The 18,810-nt window shown below is 48.2% G+C and carries 9 protein-coding genes; 5 read left to right on the top strand and 4 right to left on the bottom strand.

Translation table 11 applies throughout. The features are described from left to right. The first annotated feature begins 218 nt into the window (after positions 1-218). Both minD and ACX9NY_RS24380 read left to right on the top strand, forming a co-directional pair. Positions 219-1,022 carry a septum site-determining protein MinD gene (gene minD / locus ACX9NY_RS24375; RefSeq protein ID WP_339257988.1) on the top strand — a complete coding sequence of 268 codons (804 nt, stop codon included), beginning with the start codon at positions 219-221 and terminating at the stop codon, positions 1,020-1,022. Between the two features lie 592 nt (positions 1,023-1,614). Further along, positions 1,615-8,703, top strand: coding sequence for an InlB B-repeat-containing protein (locus ACX9NY_RS24380; protein ID WP_472475565.1), 7,089 nt, complete (start codon positions 1,615-1,617; stop codon positions 8,701-8,703). A 179-nt stretch (positions 8,704-8,882) separates the two neighbouring features. Here ACX9NY_RS24380 and ACX9NY_RS24385 read toward each other — a convergent pair whose 3' ends face one another. After that, a complete protein-coding gene (locus tag ACX9NY_RS24385; RefSeq protein WP_472475567.1) occupies positions 8,883-10,751 on the bottom strand; it encodes an AbfB domain-containing protein in 1,869 nt (622 codons plus the stop codon). A gap of 361 nt (positions 10,752-11,112) precedes the next feature. Between ACX9NY_RS24385 and ACX9NY_RS24390 the strand changes: the two genes are divergently transcribed. Then, entirely contained in the window at positions 11,113-11,889 is a 777-nt protein-coding gene (locus ACX9NY_RS24390) for a glucose 1-dehydrogenase (protein WP_339257984.1), read from the top strand. A gap of 269 nt (positions 11,890-12,158) precedes the next feature. Here ACX9NY_RS24390 and ACX9NY_RS24395 read toward each other — a convergent pair whose 3' ends face one another. After that, positions 12,159-13,604, bottom strand: coding sequence for a DEAD/DEAH box helicase (locus tag ACX9NY_RS24395; protein WP_472475570.1), 1,446 nt, complete (start codon positions 13,602-13,604; stop codon positions 12,159-12,161). Between the two features lie 221 nt (positions 13,605-13,825). Next, positions 13,826-14,182, bottom strand: coding sequence for a hypothetical protein (locus tag ACX9NY_RS24400; RefSeq protein ID WP_472475572.1), 357 nt, complete (start codon positions 14,180-14,182; stop codon positions 13,826-13,828). 430 nt (positions 14,183-14,612) lie between these two features. On the opposite strand from ACX9NY_RS24400, the gene ACX9NY_RS24405 reads away from it, so the two are divergent. Further along, positions 14,613-15,551, top strand: a complete 939-nt coding sequence (locus tag ACX9NY_RS24405) for a macrolide 2'-phosphotransferase (protein ID WP_472475575.1) — start codon at positions 14,613-14,615, stop codon at positions 15,549-15,551. A 43-nt stretch (positions 15,552-15,594) separates the two neighbouring features. Beyond that, positions 15,595-16,281, top strand: a complete 687-nt coding sequence (locus tag ACX9NY_RS24410; RefSeq protein WP_339238772.1) for a hypothetical protein — start codon at positions 15,595-15,597, stop codon at positions 16,279-16,281. Positions 16,282-16,416: 135 nt separating this feature from the next. Here ACX9NY_RS24410 and ACX9NY_RS24415 read toward each other — a convergent pair whose 3' ends face one another. Then, complete coding sequence (locus ACX9NY_RS24415) at positions 16,417-18,546, bottom strand: 5'-nucleotidase C-terminal domain-containing protein (protein WP_472479390.1); 2,130 nt, start codon at positions 18,544-18,546, stop codon at positions 16,417-16,419. Between the last annotated feature and the right edge of the window lie 264 nt (positions 18,547-18,810).

Consider the following 18,810-nt stretch of genomic DNA (forward strand, 5'->3'; position numbering starts at 1 on the left):
CGATCCAATACGAACGGATTTAAAGTTTTCTTTAGGTTTCTCAAGTAGGTTAATCCATCATGATAAAATCACTATGGTCGATATAACGACATATTTCATCAAATGGCAACTGATTAATGCTACGAGGGCGGTACATTCAAGCCGGATCAAACGATAACATGTGAAGAAATGGTTGTCATGCTGTCTCGCATTAGTACTTGAAGAAGGAAGTGGCTCCAATGGCACGAGTTATATGTATCACATCAGGGAAAGGTGGAGTTGGCAAGACAACGGTGACGGCTAATCTGGGGACTGCCCTTGCCTTATCGGGGAACAGGGTTTGCCTGATCGACGCTGATTTTGGATTGAGAAATCTGGATATTCCGCTTGGTTTGAGCAATAGGGTAAACTATCATATTTCCGATTTTCTGACCGGTCGATGTGCTTTACATCAAGTGATTGTCAAAGACAAGCGAATTAGCACCTTGTTCTTCATCTCCTGTAGTAACGACGTGATGCATCACGATGATCCGCAAGTTTTTCGCGAGGTCGTGCAGCAAATAGCCCAAGATTATGATTATGTGCTGATTGATTCGGCGGCAGGCATTGAAAATGGATTCTGGAATACAGCTTTAGCTGCAGATGAGGCTATTGTCGTCACTACCCCTCATCGAACGTCGCTTCAGGACGCTGATCGCGTAATCGGATTGTTAGAAAATATATTTCAGGCTCCTCCGCAGCTCATCATTAATATGGCCGACAGGCAGGAAGCTCGTTCGGCAACGGTAAAGATGGAGGATATCATCGATATTCTCAATATCGGTGTGATAGGCGTGATTCATAGCGATGTAGAAGTTATACGTTCCGTACATAAAGGCATCCCGATTGCACTTGATCCCGAGTTTGAAAGTGGGCAGCGCTTCCGGCACATCGCCCACAATGTGGCGAAGAATCAGCAGAAGAATTTTATTTCATTAAATTCCAAGAAGCATAGAAGTATTTTTTTGCTTTCTCAAAGACTGCTCTGGGGGAAGAGCAGTTGATATATTTGATTCTGGTATATGGATCGTTTAGATACGGATCATCTGGATGGTCTACAGACTAGCTAAAAGAATTTATGAAAATTAGTGGTGTGGGAGTTACCTTCCCTAGCCGCTATTTTTTGATGTCTATAATGTTCTCGTTTGCGAGTAGTTGCTTAATTAAAGTTTTCTTTATAATTCACAAGTGTCCCTATCTCGCATGATAAAATACGGAAGAAAAAACGACATGATTTGCCTGTGTCGGTCATAATTCGACTGCGACTGATAAGAAAGATCGGTGAACGACTTCATTCTGTGAAGTTGGTAGCATCGTAGCCAGAAGCAGTCAGATCTCTCCAGTTGGATGTTTAGCTGACGTTGATGTTCCGAACGTGCTGAACGCCGCAGCTAGGACAATGCCATGTCTGTATGTAAAGTTTATTTCCCCGCTTGATCTCCACGTGCCGGGCGAACTGACTCGGAGGAAACCAATGATCCCCATCTGGGTCAATGGTTTCCGCTATTAGTCTGGCTTTATTGATTAGCTTGGTTAGCAACAGATTTTGGACGGTATTTTTTTAGTTTGATCTATACATAGAAGGGATGAATGAACGTGAAAAAAGTAAGACAGGGATGGAAGGTGAGCCGTCAGGTCCTGATGTGGATGCTGGTGATCAGCTTAATCGTGTCTGCCGTGCCCATATTACAAGCGCAATCGGCAGCAGCGGCTGAACTGCCGATGCATCAGACCAAAGTTACCACATCCAGCGGGTTCCAGGATGTGAGTCCGACGGATTGGTTCTACGATGCAGTCGTCCATGTGCAGGAGAAGGGCATACTTAGCGGGACCGCTGCAAGTACCTTCTCACCTAAAGGGACAATGACGCGTGCCATGTATGTGACGGCACTCGGACGGATGGCTGGGATAGATACAGGGACGTATTCTACTTCAAGCTTTGCTGATATACAGGTGGGCAGTTGGTATGCGCCGTATGTCGAATGGGCAGTTAAGCAAGGGATTACTGACGGTACGGGTGGAGATAAATACTCGCCGAATGCCACCGTATCCCGTGAGCAGATGGCAACGATGACGTTGCGGTATTTTGAAAGCGAACAGATTCCATATCAGACCGAGAATCTGGTCACGACAGAGCCGGGTGATCTCGCGAATGTATCGCCTTGGGCGGCTGACGCGGTCGTCAAGCTGTGGCAAGCCGGTGTGTTCACCGGAGACGCCAAGGGCAACTTCCATCCGCGTGCGCAAGCAACTCGCTCGGAAGCTGCGGTTCTTTTCATGCGCAACAATGTAGTTGTAGAGGCGTGGAAACAGCAGAATTCAACGCCAGTGACGCCAACACCTGAACCAACGCCGACGGTGACACCAACACCGACATCACCAGTGACATCAACGCCAACGCCGTCACCGGGCGGTAATAACGGTGGCGGAACGCCTGGAGATAACGGAGGTAACCCGGGTACGGGTTCCACTGCGTATACGCTCACGTTTGAGAGCAACGGAGGCACGGCGATTGCTGCGCAGAAGGTGCGAAAAGGCCAGGTGCTAAATAACCTGCCGGCTCCAACAAAAGAGGGATATATATTCCAAGGGTGGTTTACAGATAGTGATTTCTCGCTCATCTTTGCAGAGGGTAGTACGCTAACTGAGGATATGAAGTTGTATGCGAAGTATACAGATAGCATAGATAATGCCGTACAGAGCACACCAAGCTATTCGGTATTGGATGTGGCACCGGACTTCACGATTGCAGTAAACGATGCATCAGGCAACCTGACAGTATCCGAGGTTCAAGCGAATATGACCTTCTCAGACACGGCGAATCCCGACTTTGCTGGAGTTACCGTCACTGGCGGGAACGGGGCTTTCACGGTAGCGTCCGCAGCTGAAGACGGAAGATTCGTTGAAGGCAATACGTATCAACTGAAGTTGAATAGCGATAACCTGTCCTTCCAAGGTCAGGATGCGACGACGAGTATTTACGTTTTTAGTGTTGCTAAGCAAGAGGTTCTGGACATTCCGCTGAACCCTAACATGATCTACCTTCCATTTACGGATGTCACGGATATGATATTGAATGGCGAAGCTGTGGGTTCCCCTGCGATTTCGGTAGTTGCCACGACGGTGGGCGGTAGCGAAAATGCGCTTGCCGAGGCGAATGCGAGCAGTGGAACGTTCGTGTATTCCGGCAGCACCGTGATTCAAGTCGGCAATACTGTCGCCATATATCAAGGGGTTCGTCCCGATCGACGCACGTTAGAAACCACCGGCGCTGACGACGGCGATGTGGCCTATGTCCAGATTACAGCGGTAGACGGAAGCACTTATACCTACGATCATGCGGATATCAAACAAGTATTGCTCAAGCCGGATGTTCTGCCGGTGAGTGTGGAAGCGGACACAGATGGAGATCGGAACAACAATTCCATCACAGTTGAGCATACCCAGATGAACTACAGCGACAGCCTGTATGAGCCTTTCGGCTTGGATGAGTTAACCACGGTGGATGTGGGTGACTTTATCGGCTTTTATGAAGGCAACTTTGCTGAAGATGGTTCTCGAATTGTCAGTTATGGACGTATCACTTCGATTACGCCTGAAGCTGAGATGGACGTCATCGAATATACTGATGCCACGATTGGGGATATTGAGAATGTCTTCAACATCTATCAGCAGCAAGCGATTGACGGCGATGATCTGTTATCGGTAGAGCAGATCGCGGAGCTTGAAGAGCAAATTGAGCAGCAAGCGAGAGACAGCGGATTCGTCAATGAAGCCGCGGATTATCTGTCTGATATCGCCATGGAGACGAAGGAAATTCAGGAGATCAAGGCTCAGTCCTCCCTAGCGTCCGGTAAAGGGAGCCGGGTAAGTGTGGAGAACCTGACCGTTGTTGCTTCACTCGGCACGAGGCTGAAAAATATTGACGGCAGAACCTCAGGCGTAAGCGCTACATTACAAGTGGGCGCCGATATTGTTGTCAATATCAATGAAGACAGCGAACTTGTTATCCATATGACGGGTACTTTCGTCCAGGAGATGAGCCTGGATCTCGGTATTAATGGGGATATGCAAGGGCATTGGCTGAAAAAGTGGGGAATTCCTTACTGGTACAGCATTGATGATTATGTAATTACGGCGAATCTGGATGCTTATAGCTATACCGGAATGAACATCACGGCAGAGATAGCTCTCGTTGAACGCGATAAGTTAAATGATGCACTGAATGACTGGGTGGGCGAAAAGAACGCTGGCAGGTTGGGAAAGGTCCAGGACATTGCGACACAGATTAAAGCGGTAATGGCGGGTGTGCAGGATACTGCCGTAGATGCGGAATCGTTGAAGGAAAAGTATCAAGAGATGTTGGAGCAAGACACGGAATGGGTTCCGTTAATCAAGAAGGAGCTCTTTGAAAAGAGCGTACGCGTGGCTTTAGGTATTGTGGAAGTCAAATTTGAAGCGGAGTTTGTGGTCAGCGCCCAGGTGAACCTGACGGTGGGGGCAGATTTCTACTATAAGATGGCCAAGCGTTACTCGGTTAGCTTGCGCGTATTGAGTTTCAGTGGTTCGAGCAATACGGTCAGCTTGCCGGGAGACGGAGATTACCAATTTACCTTCTATGTGATGGGGACGATCGGTTTACGAGCTGGTATTCATATGGAGGTCAAAGCGGGGATTGGAAGCGTCAAGTTGAATAGTATCGGGCTTGCTGTAGAACCTGGTGTGTATGTGAATCTGTGGGGCTACTTCTATTATCAATTGAAAAATATTAGCGGGGTGGAGAGTACGAAGTCTCTAGGCGCCCTCTTCGTTGAGATTGGCATCTATTTGGAGGTTGAACTCGGTGCTCAATTAGGAGATGGCGCACTCTCTGGCGGCGTGGAGCTGGTCGATGAAGAGTGGCCACTGTATACAATTGGAGAAGAACAGAACGTCTACGACTTCGCCTATCCTCAGGATAAGTCGCTCAAGGTGAACATGGCGGGTTCTGCGTCATCCATCGCTGTACCGGAGTTGTGGGTCACGATGAATACCTTTGATTTGAAGACAGGCGATACGGATGAAAAAGCGTATGATCGCTCGAATTTCGATATTCAGGTGGACAATCCAAACTTCAAGTATGACGCAGCAAACGGGATGATTGAAGTGGTGGACAAGAACATTCAGGTGAGTGATGGCAATCTGGTTATCACCTGGAAGGGATCGCCGGGGTCGTTCACGTCCGATCCGCTCAAGCGTACGATTCAGTTAAGCTGGCTTGCCAGAGTAGGTGACTACATCCTTCAGCTGGATCCTCAGAACGGCGGAGTGACCCAGGTTGTGGCGGCTCCGTATAACGCGCCTATTAACGTAGTCACCCCAGTATATCCAGGATACACATTTGACGGCTGGTATACGGCCGCTTCCGGCGGCACGAAGATCACGATTCCGAGCCGAATGGCTGCGGAGGATCGGAAACTGTATGCGCACTGGATTGCGAACAAGAATACGCCGTATACCGTTGAGCATTATGTGCTAGACCCGAACAGCAGAACATTGGCTCCGCCTGTGGATACGGAGAATTTGACCGGAACAACGGACACGGAGATTCGCATCAGCTCCGACAGGTTTAAGGAGCAAGGATATTCGACAGGTATGGTAAGCGGCGTATTGATCAAGGGTGACGGCACAACGGTCGTCAGAGTGAATTACTCTCCGGCGAATCGTAAAATGACTTTCGTTGGAGGTTATGCCGGCGCGCCCCAAATCTCGGTAACAGAAGCCGTTGGCAAGAACATCGCTACTCGTATACCTGTGCCGACAAGGCAGGGATATACGTTTGCCGGTTGGTCGCCAGAAGTTCCAAGTGCGATGCCGATTGAGGATACTACGTATACAGCGAAGTGGACGGGGAGAGAGGGTACGCCTTATCAGGTCGTATACTTGCTGCAAAATATCGGAAGTGACACCTATACGGTTGCAGATACGGAATCGTATCGTGGAGTTACGGGTACCGAGGCGAATATGACGGACGTCAAGCCGAGATCCTATGATGGCTTCGTGCGGGACGACAGTATTTCGGTACTGACGGATCTAATCACGAGCAACGGCAAAACGACGCTAAAGGTATATTATAAGCGTGATGTATACCAAATGACGGTGGATTATAACGGTTCTGGAGCAGCAAATAAAACGGATAATGTTCCTTTCGGAGCAACGATGCTGTTGCGTCTGGGCACTCCGACATGGCAGGGATATAGCTTTACGGGTTGGTCGCCAACGCCGCCGACCACGATGCCTGCCGAAGATGTCCATTTTACCGCTCAGTGGGCAATGAACGACTACACCGTAAATTTCGACAGTAATGGTGGGTCCGAAGAAGTGCCGGCTCAGACTGTAGGGTTTGGCGCTACGATTAGTACGCCGACTGAACCGACGAAAGATGGTTATGTATTCGGCGGTTGGTACAGTGATAACACGTTGACGAATGCTTACGACTTCGCTGCAGCAGTGACGGCGGATCTCACACTGTATGCGAAGTGGCTGATCCCTTACACGATAAGCTTTGAGAGCAATGAAGGGTCGGAAGTCGCAGCCCAGACAGTGAACGAAGGCGCCAAGGTGGTGGTCCCTACTGCTCCGACGCTGGAAGGCTATGTATTTAGCGGCTGGTACAGCGATAGCGAGCTAACGAACGCCTATGATTTTACGACTATGGTGGTAACGGGAGACCTCACGTTGTACGCGAAGTGGACGGTTTATGTACCGAATACTTATACTGTAACTTTCGAGAGTAATGGCGGATCGGTAGTCACAGAACAGACTGTGAACGAAGGTGCCGTGGCTACTGCTCCTGGTGCTCCGACACTGGAAGGCTATGTATTTAGCGGCTGGTACAGCGACAGCGAAATGACGAGGTCTTATGGTTTCACGGAAGGTGTAACGGCGAATGTAATGCTGTACGCGAAGTGGACGAAGAATAGCTACACAGTGAGCTTCAACAGTAACAGTGGAACGTCAGTGAGTAATCAGTCTGTAAGTGAGGGTGAAACGGCAACGATTCCTGAAGCGCCGACACGTTCAGGGCATGTATTTGAAGGCTGGTATAGCGATGCTGGTCTGAATGAATCTTACAGCTTCACGACACCTGTGATGAACAACCTCACCTTGTACGCGAAATGGACGGCTATTTACACGGTCACCTTCAACAGTAACGGCGGATCACTGGTGGCTGACCAGAATATGCAAACCGGCGGTAATGCTACGGAGCCTGCCGTACCGACAAGGGATGGTTACACGTTCAACGGTTGGTACAGCGACGCTGGACTGAATGAAGTCTACAGTTTCACGACATCGGTGACGGGTAACCTCGCGCTGTACGCGAAGTGGACATTCAACAGCCGCACGGTGGACTTTGACAGTAACGGTGGGGCAGCAGTAGGTAGTCAGACGGTGGTTACTGGTGACAAAGCTGTGGCACCTGCTGCGCTGAAGTGGGCAGGGTATCGATTTGAAGGATGGTACAGCGATCCCGATCTGGAGATCGTCTACGACTTCGGGACGCCGGTGACGTCAAACATCACCTTGTACGCGAAGTGGACCATGACATCATGGCTGCAAGTAGGTGACTTGTTGGAATTGAATAGTAAGTCCAATGTCATCTTCGACAGTCAAGGGACTCCTTACGTGGCTTATATAAAGGACAATTACGAAGTATTTGTAATGCAATATAAGGGAGGCACGTGGCAGCCCTTGGGTAATCAAAGTGATCTTGAAAAAGCGGGAGGATTAGGGAGCTCAGCTATATCGCTTGGAATAGACAGTAAGGACAAGCTTTATGTTGCTTATAGGAATAGCTCAGGTAAAGTAAGCTTTAAGAATTATAATGATGAACATAAGTGGTGGAGAGCAGTATCTACTGTCTCAGACTTCAGTTGGAATGATGGTAAGACGAGCAGAAAAGTAGATACAGTTCAAGATAGCTTCTTCATTACCTTTGATAAGGATGATAATCCTTTTCTGATGTTTAGAGGTGCTTTGGTCGGTAATGCTGCGGAACCGTCAATGCTCATGTCATGGAGGTATTATAGCGATAGGGGACGGATACAAGAAGCGAGAATACAGGCATTCGCAGGTCTAAGAGCCTTCCTCGCACCATTACCAAACAACGGCATGTATTTATTTGCTCCATTCAGGTCATCTAGTACCCCTGTGGCAATAGGATATAGTCTGGCAGATGGGTCATGGAAACAATTAGATCCTAAATTATATCCATATCAAATAACTCCGAATATGGATGCTGCATCTGCGCTTGATCCATCTGGCGTACCTTATATGATCTATCTGAGCAGTTCCAATGGTGTTGAAATGTGGAAATATCCGCACTCCACTCCATCAGAAGATACAGCATGGGAAAAGGTGAGCACTCCCGGATTCTCGGTGGGTTCATCTCAAGAAGTAAGCATGGATATGGCCTTTGACAGCGAAGGAACACCTTACGTTGCTTATCGAGATGCAGCAAACGGCAACAGGGTGACTGTGTTGAAATATGAGAATATGGACTGGAGACCCGTAGGATCTGCCGGGTTCTCCACTGGTGATGTTCTTCAGCTAGACATCACCATAGACAGCACCGATAACATCTATGTGAGTTATAAGGAACAAGGTAAAATGAACATGATGAAGTTTGATCCTAATTTCAAATAACTTTGATAGATCAGACTGGCAGAAGAGCCTACTCCCATCGGAGTAGGCTTTTTTGCATATATTCTATAATTTATTGTAATTCATGCAGCGTTTGTGTCTCCGGCACGTTATGCCTCCCATTGCTTCGCGCAACCCACCAAACCTGGCTAAGCCTAAATTTTCATCTCCAATTCATTTTCTTAGAAATTAGTCCGCCCAAACGTGGCATCACCCTTCACTGTTGCGCTGCTAGTTGCATTGACAGCATCCAACTGCAGTACATAATCATAATGCCGGATGTAATATCCTGGCTGACTGTATGATTGAAGGGAAACTTTGGTGCTGTCAGCCCAACCAGGGCTGCTCAAGAACGTGGCATCACCCTTGTAGGCAGCGGTGTCGGCGTAGGCTTCAAGTACAATTTTGTTGCTGGCGTTGCGCTTCAGAAAGTAGCCGGGGAAGTTGATGGATTCCAGTGAAATTCCCGTGGAACTCGCTAGACCCGGTACGACACGGAACTGGGAGTCCAGCGCAGGAGAGACATTAGCGTCAATCCGTGCGATGTAGTTGGCATGACGGATGTATCGATCCGGAACGTTGTGTGAACTGAAGCGGCTGTACCCTGTGGCTTCCGGTGTGGCTGGACCCAACATTTTGACCTCGTGCAGGGTTGGGGTGTACCAGTTCCCTGGATTATTCCACAAGACGGCGTTCACCATATTAATTCGGACATAACGTGCGGTGAAATGCACAGCGTCCGTGGTGAAACCATAGGTCAGATTGTTGGTGCGATCCAATGTGGAGTAATTGATACCATCGTTGCTAATTTCGATTTTATATTTGTAGTACCCCTCGGAACCTTTATACATAAACCAGGACGTATCGATCTCCGTGATCGTCTTCGGTGCGCCGAAGTCCACCTGCCACCATGCAGGCCAGCTATTGGAGGAAGCTACCCAAGACGTCTGGTAGTTCCCGTCATTGACGTTGGATGCGGATGAGCCGGAGGCTGTGGAGATGGCGGTAGCTGTTTTGCCTTGTGCATGGTTGACGAGAGCAGGCGGGGTTACGATGCCTGTCGCTGCGTCGATATTCCACGTTGTATACCACTCCAGTGATGCTGTTCCATTCGAATCATTCAAGGTTAGCGGTAGCCAGATATGTTTGTGCTCTCCAATACTCATGGGGTTCCAGCGGTCTGCCATGTAGATGTAGGATGTGGTGCTGCTGCCTGTAATCGTGGCAATATCATGAATCTGCGAACCGAAGGCAGATGGATTGCCATATGGTGTAAGTGCAGTCCACGGGCCCGCCATGGAAGTTGCTGTAGCATATGCCCCCTGATTCGGATACCAGCCAGCGGCTTGGGAGGTGAAGAGGTAGTAACGGTTTCCTTTTTTCACAACGGCAGGCGCTTCGCGGTAGGCATTCTCGAACAGCCAGCCTTCGAAGGATTGTATTCCGGTGTAACTTGCATTCATTTTGAAAATAGCCATCGAATCATTGGCACCGCCATTTTTGCGTGAAGCAGTAACCAGATAACCTGTGCCATCTGTATCAACAAAGACGGTCATGTCACGGGATTCATAATTGAGTGGGCGGAAGCTGCCCTCATAGGTGAATTTGCCATTTGGGGTATTGCTCGTTGCCACCGCTACACGCCCGAGGTTGTAGTCTGTGCCATTCTCATAGTGTGCCCAGAGCACATACTGGTTGGTGGAGGCATTATAGATGACTTTGGGGCGTTCGATCTTGCTGGAGGCTAGCTCGGTTGCGGAATCTTTCGTCAGGATGGCATTGCTGAAAGTCCAATTCTTCAGATCGGTGGAGGTGTAGACGTTCACGCTGTCGAATCTGCCGCCCACCGCATGTTCACCGTACAGATAATACATCGAACCTACCTGTAGAATGTTGCCGCTGTTCGCATGGATGGGATTGCCTGCGGTGTCGAGCCAATCGGTACCGTTGGTGATCGTGACACTTGCTGCGTTTGTTCGCTCAGGATGAAGTCCAAACAGGGTGAACGTGAGTGCAAAGACCAGTAACCAGACCGCTTTCCTGTTACCCATTACATACACCTCCACAGATAATAGAAATATAAAAGCGTTTTCATTTATATTGTAGTTGATTTACAATCTTTGGCAAGTGAACATTTCAATGAGAGATGAACTCAGCAGCAGGCAGAGGGCAAGAGCAGCAAGAGCGAGGGCACGAATGCAGAATGAAAATGAAACTGCCTGGTGTCATAAGGAGGGCTAGCTAGCGAACCTGCTGGAGCTTCGGCTACGCTCGGAGGATATACGGATATGATGGCTATCGCTGAACGGAGTGTCCTTACCGAATAGGAGAGCAACATTTTGTATGTCGTCTCGTGATATAACTGTCTTGTGCCCGTGACGGGTGCTACTTATTCAGTAGGGGGATGACGTTATGAACGAGATATGCAGAAGACTTGAAGGGCAGATGGCCTTGGTAACAGGAGCAAGCAGAGGCATCGGTCGCAGTATTGCAATGCGTCTGGCACAGGAGGGTGCACATGTGCTTGTGCACTTCGGGACACGACAAGACGAAGCGGAGCAGGTTGTGCGGCATATTACAGAACATGGTGGACAGGCGCAAGCCATTGGAGCGGATTTGCGCACGCTGGATGGAATTCATGCATTATTTGCGCAGGTCGATGATGCTGTTCGGAAGCATGGACGAGATGGCAGTCTGGATATTCTGGTAAATAATGCAGGCATCGGGCAGATTCTTGGTCTGGAGGAGACGACAGAAGCTTCCTTCGACGAAGTGATGAACATAAATGTCAAAGCCCCCCTGTTTGTCAGCCAGCAGGCCGTTCCGCGTCTGCGGGATGGCGGGCGAATCATTAATATTTCTTCTTTTGTTACACGAGTGGCTTCCCCGGGCGTGTTCGCCTATAGCATGACGAAGGGGGCGGTGGATACCCTCACCAAGCTACTGGCCAAAGAGCTGGGAAGTCGCCAGATTACGGTCAACGCGATCCAGCCAGGCATTATTAATACCGAGATGAATGCAGCCACACTCACGAACCCGCAAGGACAGGCATATGCAGCAGGTTTGTCTGTTCTTAATCGCTGGGGAGAGCCTGAAGATGTCGCAGATGTAGCTGCATTTCTTGCGTCAGCAGACAGCCGCTGGGTTACCGGACAATGTCTCGATGCCAGTGGGGGATCACATCTCTAACATTGCTTGCAGTGTGATGGACTCCGCGTAATGCTGATCCATATCATGTATCACATGAACTGACAGGATAAGGAGGCAATGATTCTCAACAAAAGAGCAAACAAGGGATAACGACCTGCTAAAGGCCTGTTATCCCTTGTTTTGTAACCGGATGAGGTGGGTCTGTTGCTTGGTATGATTTTCTATCTTTTTGTTGCGTTTGCGTAGTTCTCTTTGTATGGTAGCTGCACGGTCCGCTACCCTTGAATCGAATTTCCGATGTAATTCTGCTATTTATGACCTTTACGAACCTTGAGCTGCATCTTTTTGATCGTTGTATTCTGCATAAGCTCCAGTACGAGTGGTCCTTTGCCATTCAGAATCTCCACATCTGTTACATTGTCTTGAATGGTAATGATCCCGATATCGTCTGCAGCAACGCCTTCAAGCTTGGCGATGGTACCTACAAAGTCTACGGCACGAAGTTTCTTTTTCTTGCCTCCGTTGAAGTTCAGCTTCATGATCTGTTGGTTCAACTGTTCGCGCTTGTCCTTTTTACGTTCAGGCACGATCTTCAATCGCTTCTCAAAATCTTCTCTGCGGCGATCCACAGCTTCCTCGGAAGGAGCTTTCACAACAGGAATTTCGAAACCGATATAGGATTCAATCTCGGCCAGACGTCGGCCATCTTTCGGTGTAATCAACGTAATGGCTTTACCTGTTTTGCCTGCGCGTCCCGTACGGCCTGTACGGTGAACATATCCCTCTTTTTCCAAAGGAATATCGTAGTTGATGACATGAGTAATATTGGTGATATCAATACCGCGTGCAGCTACATCCGTTGCGATCAGATAACGGAATTGTCCGCGTCTGAAGGCATTCATGACTTCGATCCGCTCATCCTGCTCCATGCCACCATGGATACGATCTGCTGGATAATCCAAGTCAGCCATGACGCGGAACAGTTTATCTACATTCTCCTGCGTACGGCAGAACACGATGCAGCTATCCGGATTTTCCACAATGAACAAGTCCTGAAGCAGCGCGGTTTTGTTCACCTCTGGAACGTGAATCACAGCATGTTCAATCGTGGCTGTTGTCAGTCCACTTGCTTTGATCTCGATTTCCACTGGCTTGTTCATGTATTTGCGTGACAGCTTGGCTACATCTTCAGGGAACGTAGCGGAGAACAGCATCGTTACTCGCTCCTGCGGCAGTTTCTGAATGATCGCTTGTACCGTCTCAATGAAGCCCATATTTAACATCTCATCGGCCTCGTCAATGACAAGGTATGCAATCCGTTCGAGTGGCAGCGTGCCGCGTTCGATATGATCCAGTACCCGACCTGGCGTACCTACAGCGACATGTGTTCTTTGTTTTAACTCGGCTTTTTGAATATGAAAAGGGGACTGTCCGTATAGTGCGGTTGCTTTAATACGCTTAAAGCGGCCGATATTTGTAATATCTTCGTTAACCTGCAAAGCCAGTTCCCGGGTTGGCGTAAGAATCAAAGCCTGTGGCTTATTTTCATTCCAATCTACCAGCTCGCAGAGCGGAATGCCGTAGGCAGCTGTTTTACCGCTACCCGTCTGTGATTTCACCACAAGATCCTGATTCTCCAGTGCTACCGGTATAACTTTAGTTTGCACCTCGGTTGGTGTCTCATAGCCCAGACTGTCCAGTGCTTTTACGATCTCTTCACCAAGTCCATAATCTTTAAATTGTTGCTCGCTCATCGTTTACCTCTTTTGCGTTAGTTTTTGTACAATTATTGCACCGTACATTTATCGTATACCTTTTCATTATACTCTATATGCAGGCAGGCTAACGGAGTAAATGCATCAAGTGATTAAATTGTTTTCATCCATTCCGATATGAGGAGTAAAGGGGTTGCTGTTCGTAGGTGTATCATAACGTTCCACGTGAAACGAAATGTATCGGTGGATTTTGCTGTTTGTTAATGAATTACCATTTTTACAGCCTTGGTTTGGGGAGGGTAAGATTGAGCGATTATTCCACCAATCCATACGTCTGCACTTCGACCAACGAGTGTCTCATCCAAAGAGACGGTGACAGTCTCTCCTTCGATGATGAGTTCAGCATCCGTGTTGAGCGAGATCCAAATCGGTCCTGATTCAACACCTCCATCTTCTTTATTCTCGATGAGTACCTGACCTCTTTCTTCCTCAAAATCCGTAATCATTCCTCGCACATGTGGCTTATCTTCCCCCTGTTCCTCGGATTTCTCTGCGCATCCGAGCGTTAGCAGAAGTAAGATAACTGGCAATAAGGACAACCTTCGTACAATGGACATCGAGTTGTTCACCTCTCATCCTTTCTGATTAGATCTATAAACTATGGACGTTACCTGAGACGCACAAGTTCCTGTATATCAATAAAAAGAACCAAAAATATTCCATTCGGTCTGGAACTGGGATATGGAATGTGTTAGCATGTGGGTAACTTATTGAACGGAGGGATACGTGTGCTAAATTTTTCCCGATTGAGATAGTTTGGCGAGATGTTTATTTCGCTTGCTGTTTTCTGCCTGTGTGCAGCTCATCGGGATTGGTTTGCCATTGTACACGTATGCCGCTAGTCATCAAAGAATCACTCTGTGAAGGGGTTCTTTGATGTACTACTATTTTTTTGTGAGCATTCGGGTATGCCAATATCCAAAATGAACTGCACAGGCGAACATGTCTGTGTTTTTTAGTTTATCCAGGAAAAGGGGAGTGCCTGATATGACAAAATCGAAATCAAATGAACATTTGGCAATTCAAAATGAACTAATATCTTTAGCCGAACAGAACGGGCTAATTATGGATAAGGAGTCCTTGGAGATTAACGAGTCGGGTATGGATTTTCGTGTAGCATTCGCCACGGATGAAGAAGACCGCAGATGGGTTCTGCGCCAGCCGCGACGTGAAGACGTATGGGAGCGAGCCGAGAATGAGCGCAGGGTGCTGGATGTAGTCCGAGGCAGTATACCCGCACAAGTACCCGATTGGCGGATCTGTACGCCAGAGTTGATCGCTTATCCTTTACTAGATGGTGATCCGATTGCAGTTGTCGATCCTGCAGGGGGAGGTTATGTCTGGCAATTCCCCCAGGAAAGTTTATCTGATACGTTTCTCGATTCCTTGGCTGTGAACCTCGTCGCGCTGCATAACATCGATCCACACGAGGCGAAGAAAGGTGGAGTACGGATCAAAACACCTATGGAAGCTCGCAAGGAATTTGCAGCCAATATAGAAGAGGTTAAGCAGAATTTTACGGTGCCAACCGAACTGGTTGAACGTTGGACGATATGGCTGTCTGTAAGTAGCTATTGGCCGCAGCACTCGGCGTTCATCCATGGTGATCTGCATCCGCCGCATATTATTGTCGATAAGGAACAACGCGTAACTGGAATTATTGACTGGACGGAAGCGGAGATTGCTGACCCGGGTAAGGATTTCTTCATTTACTATGCACTCTTTCAGGAGGAAGGACTGCGTGACCTGTTGAAACGTTATGAGAAGGCAGGAGGAAGAACATGGCCCCGGATGCTGGAGCATATTCGAGAGCAATGGGCAGCCTATCCTGCGATTGTTGCCAAGTTTGCACTAATTACAGGCAAGGAGTCGGACATGGAGATGGCGAGAGGCATGCTCGCAAACTGGGATGTGAAGAGGGGCTGAGCTTGAAGGTATATATCAACCATATCAGGTAAGGGGTGGATGTATGGCACGATTCCGAATGATATGTTGGCTAACAAGTATTGCATTGCTGGTTAGTCTAATGGGATGTACAACTCTGTTTGTCAATTCAAGTGATCGTGCGGAGAACGTGCTCTCCCAAGAGCGAATGAAGGAACTACGTGAGGAATATCCACTATCTACGAACACCCCCGCGACGATATCCATGAGAGAAGTAAGCTTTAGAGAGGTCATGACATATGGGGATAGCGTTGTTGTGGCAGAGGTAATGAAAATTTTGCCGAGCTTTAGTGTGGAGCTGAGTACTGAACCGGGCACACCTGAAAGAATGATGGCTGATAAGGATAAAGCTAATGGAATGACACCATACCAACCTAAATTCATTTCCTATGAAGTGAAGGTACATGAAGTAGTAACAGGAGCTGATGTACCGAAGGATACTTTTTTATTTTACAACGCTGACTTCGCAGGTGTGGAGCCTGAACTTAAACCAGGTATGGAGATTATCGCTGTAGTCAAAAAGGGGACGACCGGGAAACAGGTGGATGGATATTCGTTCACCCGCTACGGCACGTATTATATTGTCGATGGTGACTACGTACTTGCCGCCTACGAGGGGGAGTCGGAGGAATTACGTGATTTTACGGAAAAAACAAATGGCATACAGCTGGACTCTTTCATGGATAAAATTAAGAACTTGCCCTCAGGCTAAATGTCTTCTTTCCCACAGAGCAGTAGAGGAGAGGCAATACGCATAAACATTGGTTAACATAGCAAAGGGCGATCTCGACCATGATTTCCATGGGAGAATCGCCCTTTTTTCGTTAAGCGTGGTGCGTAACGATTGCTATTTCAAAATGCTCACATATTTCCCGTATACGAATGCTACACGTCCATCGATTTTCACTTTGACCCAGCCATATTTGTCTGTACTAAGTACCTCAAGCAGGGTGCCTTTCGGTACGGCAGCAATAACTTTGGCTTTGGATGAAGCGCCAGCACGTACGTTCAGGTAAGCCGCTGTAACCTTGGCTTGTTTACCTTTGGTGATGCTACCCGGTTTACCCGTGTTTGGTGTTGAAGGTTTACCAGGTTTCGACGTGCCTGGAGTCGGTGTTGGTTTAGGTACGGTTGGTGTTGTCGGTTTCTCAGGTGTAGGTGTGGTCGTATCTCCATCGCCACCTGCTGCCTTGCGAGCTTTGTTCAGCTGTTGATAGAACGCTCCCTTGGTTTTCACACCTGCGAATTGCGCTGCATTCACATCGGCTTTGGCGGATAGTGCATCAATCTCTTCTTGCGTCACCGCATCCAAAATGTTAATGGAGGCAATGTTGGTGTACTTGCCATCTTCCGTTGTTGGCACAGACATGATGCCATCGTTAATTAACTCCACCACATCTGCACGTTCTGGTGCAGTCAGGTCTACGCCGGTGATTTTCCAGTTGTGCTGAATCTTCGGTTCGTAGACACCTTTCATGACATCTTTCAAATAAGCTATGGACAGGTTGCGAATCGTGCCTTGAATCTCACCAAATGCAGAAGCATCCTTGGAGGACCAGAGCTGCTTGAACTTACGTCCTTCCATGGCGCCGCCTTTGGCAATCAGGGCTTCCATTCGGTAGGCATTCATGCCCAGCTTCAACGTATCGTCTTCTTTGACGGCTACACCGTTGCTGTACTTAAGATTCGTAATCCGACTGCCGTATGGCTTGGTCAGGTCAATCTCATACGTTACGCCGCCGAAGAAATCATCGGTGCTGTATTTGGAAGCACGCCGATTCGGATCAAAGCTGACAGTCACATCACCCGGGCGTGTGGAGTTGAAGTATCCCGCAGACCACTCCATATAATTCATCAGATCCCGTCCGGTTACTTCATACACGGTTACTTCACCAAAGGTATATTGGTAGTTGAACGCAATATCCTTTTTCTTGATCGGGCCTACATCCAGCTTGGCCTTGTCGTTATCAATCTGGTGCGCGACCACATCGGCATCACTGTAATGCAACATCACTTCGGTGAAGAAGTCAGACAAAGGTGTTTCCTGGATCTGCACAGCAGGGATACCCTTAATCTCATCGGCAGGCACTAGGTTCGTGCCTTTCAGTTCAGCCACTTCAATGTTGGCATCGGCACGAGCGAACTCGTGGAACGGGTGCAAGGTCTCTTCCAGCGCAGGATCGGAGACTTCGTATGTTCCGTCGGCTGCTTTTACAGCGAGTGCTTGAGCTTCTTTGCTTTTCAGCACAACTTTGTCGCCGTCTTTGGCAAATGTCAGATCAATTCGCGAAATATGTGAGCCATATTTATTCGGTTCGGAGATCAATACACCGTTAACCGTTTGGGATTCAATCAGGGTATGCATGTGTCCGGCAAAAATAGCAGCCAGCTCCGGGTTGGCGTTGGCGATATCCGTCACTCCGGTTCCCGGATTTCCGTTCTCGTTATCCAATCCCATATGCATAAGTCCAACCATGACATCGACTTTGCCTTTCAGCTCGGCAATGGCCTTCTTGGTCTCTTCTACAGGATCTTTGACGATGATACCGTCCAGGTGATCCGTACCTTTCTCGAACTCGGTAATCATCGGTGTGTTCATTCCAATGACACCCACTTTGATGCCGTCTTTCTCAATAATCGTATAGGCAGGCATGTAGCGGTCGCCGTTTTCTTTGAAAATGTTACCTACGAGAGGCTGTCCATTGAATTGGGAAGAGATCTTCTCCAGTACGTCCAGTCCAAAGTTAAACTCATGGTTACCCATAACCCATGCGTCATATTTCATTTCATTCATCGCAACCATCATGGGAGATTGAGGTTGATCATTGAATAACTCAGCGGAGTTATCCTGAATCATGTCCCCTGCATCCAGCAGAATCGTATTGGGATTCTCGGCACGCACTTTTTTCACAATGGTATAGAGCTGCGTCATGCTGCCGGTTGGGTTTGGACCGTCCAGAGCATAGTCCCACGGCATAAATCGGCCATGAATATCCGATGTACCCAGCAACGTGATCTTGGTTTCCTTGTCTGCCTCAGCAGCCTGCGCTGGAGTAGAAGCAAAAGGGGCGAACAAAATGGAGGCACATAAAAGGAACGATAAAGGCCATCCGGCGAAACGTTTTGTTGAAATTTTGCGCATGTTGTAATCTCCCTTGTTATCTAGTGTATGTAAAGATATGTGTCATTTTATACTAGATAAACATGTGGTAAATGTAAACTCCAATGTAAGCGTTATGTT

Source organism: Paenibacillus sp. CB74 (genome assembly GCF_055687625.1).

Coding starts and splice junctions, on each gene's coding strand:
- ACX9NY_RS24385 (WP_472475567.1), bottom strand. CDS start 10,751: ATGGGTAACAGGAAAGCGGTCTGGTTACTGGTCTTTGCACTCACGTTC.
- ACX9NY_RS24410 (WP_339238772.1), top strand. CDS start 15,595: ATGGCACGATTCCGAATGATATGTTGGCTAACAAGTATTGCATTGCTG.
- ACX9NY_RS24390 (WP_339257984.1), top strand. CDS start 11,113: ATGAACGAGATATGCAGAAGACTTGAAGGGCAGATGGCCTTGGTAACA.
- ACX9NY_RS24395 (WP_472475570.1), bottom strand. CDS start 13,604: ATGAGCGAGCAACAATTTAAAGATTATGGACTTGGTGAAGAGATCGTA.
- ACX9NY_RS24415 (WP_472479390.1), bottom strand. CDS start 18,546: ATGCCGTGGGACTATGCTCTGGACGGTCCAAACCCAACCGGCAGCATG.
- minD (WP_339257988.1), top strand. CDS start 219: ATGGCACGAGTTATATGTATCACATCAGGGAAAGGTGGAGTTGGCAAG.
- ACX9NY_RS24405 (WP_472475575.1), top strand. CDS start 14,613: ATGACAAAATCGAAATCAAATGAACATTTGGCAATTCAAAATGAACTA.
- ACX9NY_RS24400 (WP_472475572.1), bottom strand. CDS start 14,182: ATGTCCATTGTACGAAGGTTGTCCTTATTGCCAGTTATCTTACTTCTG.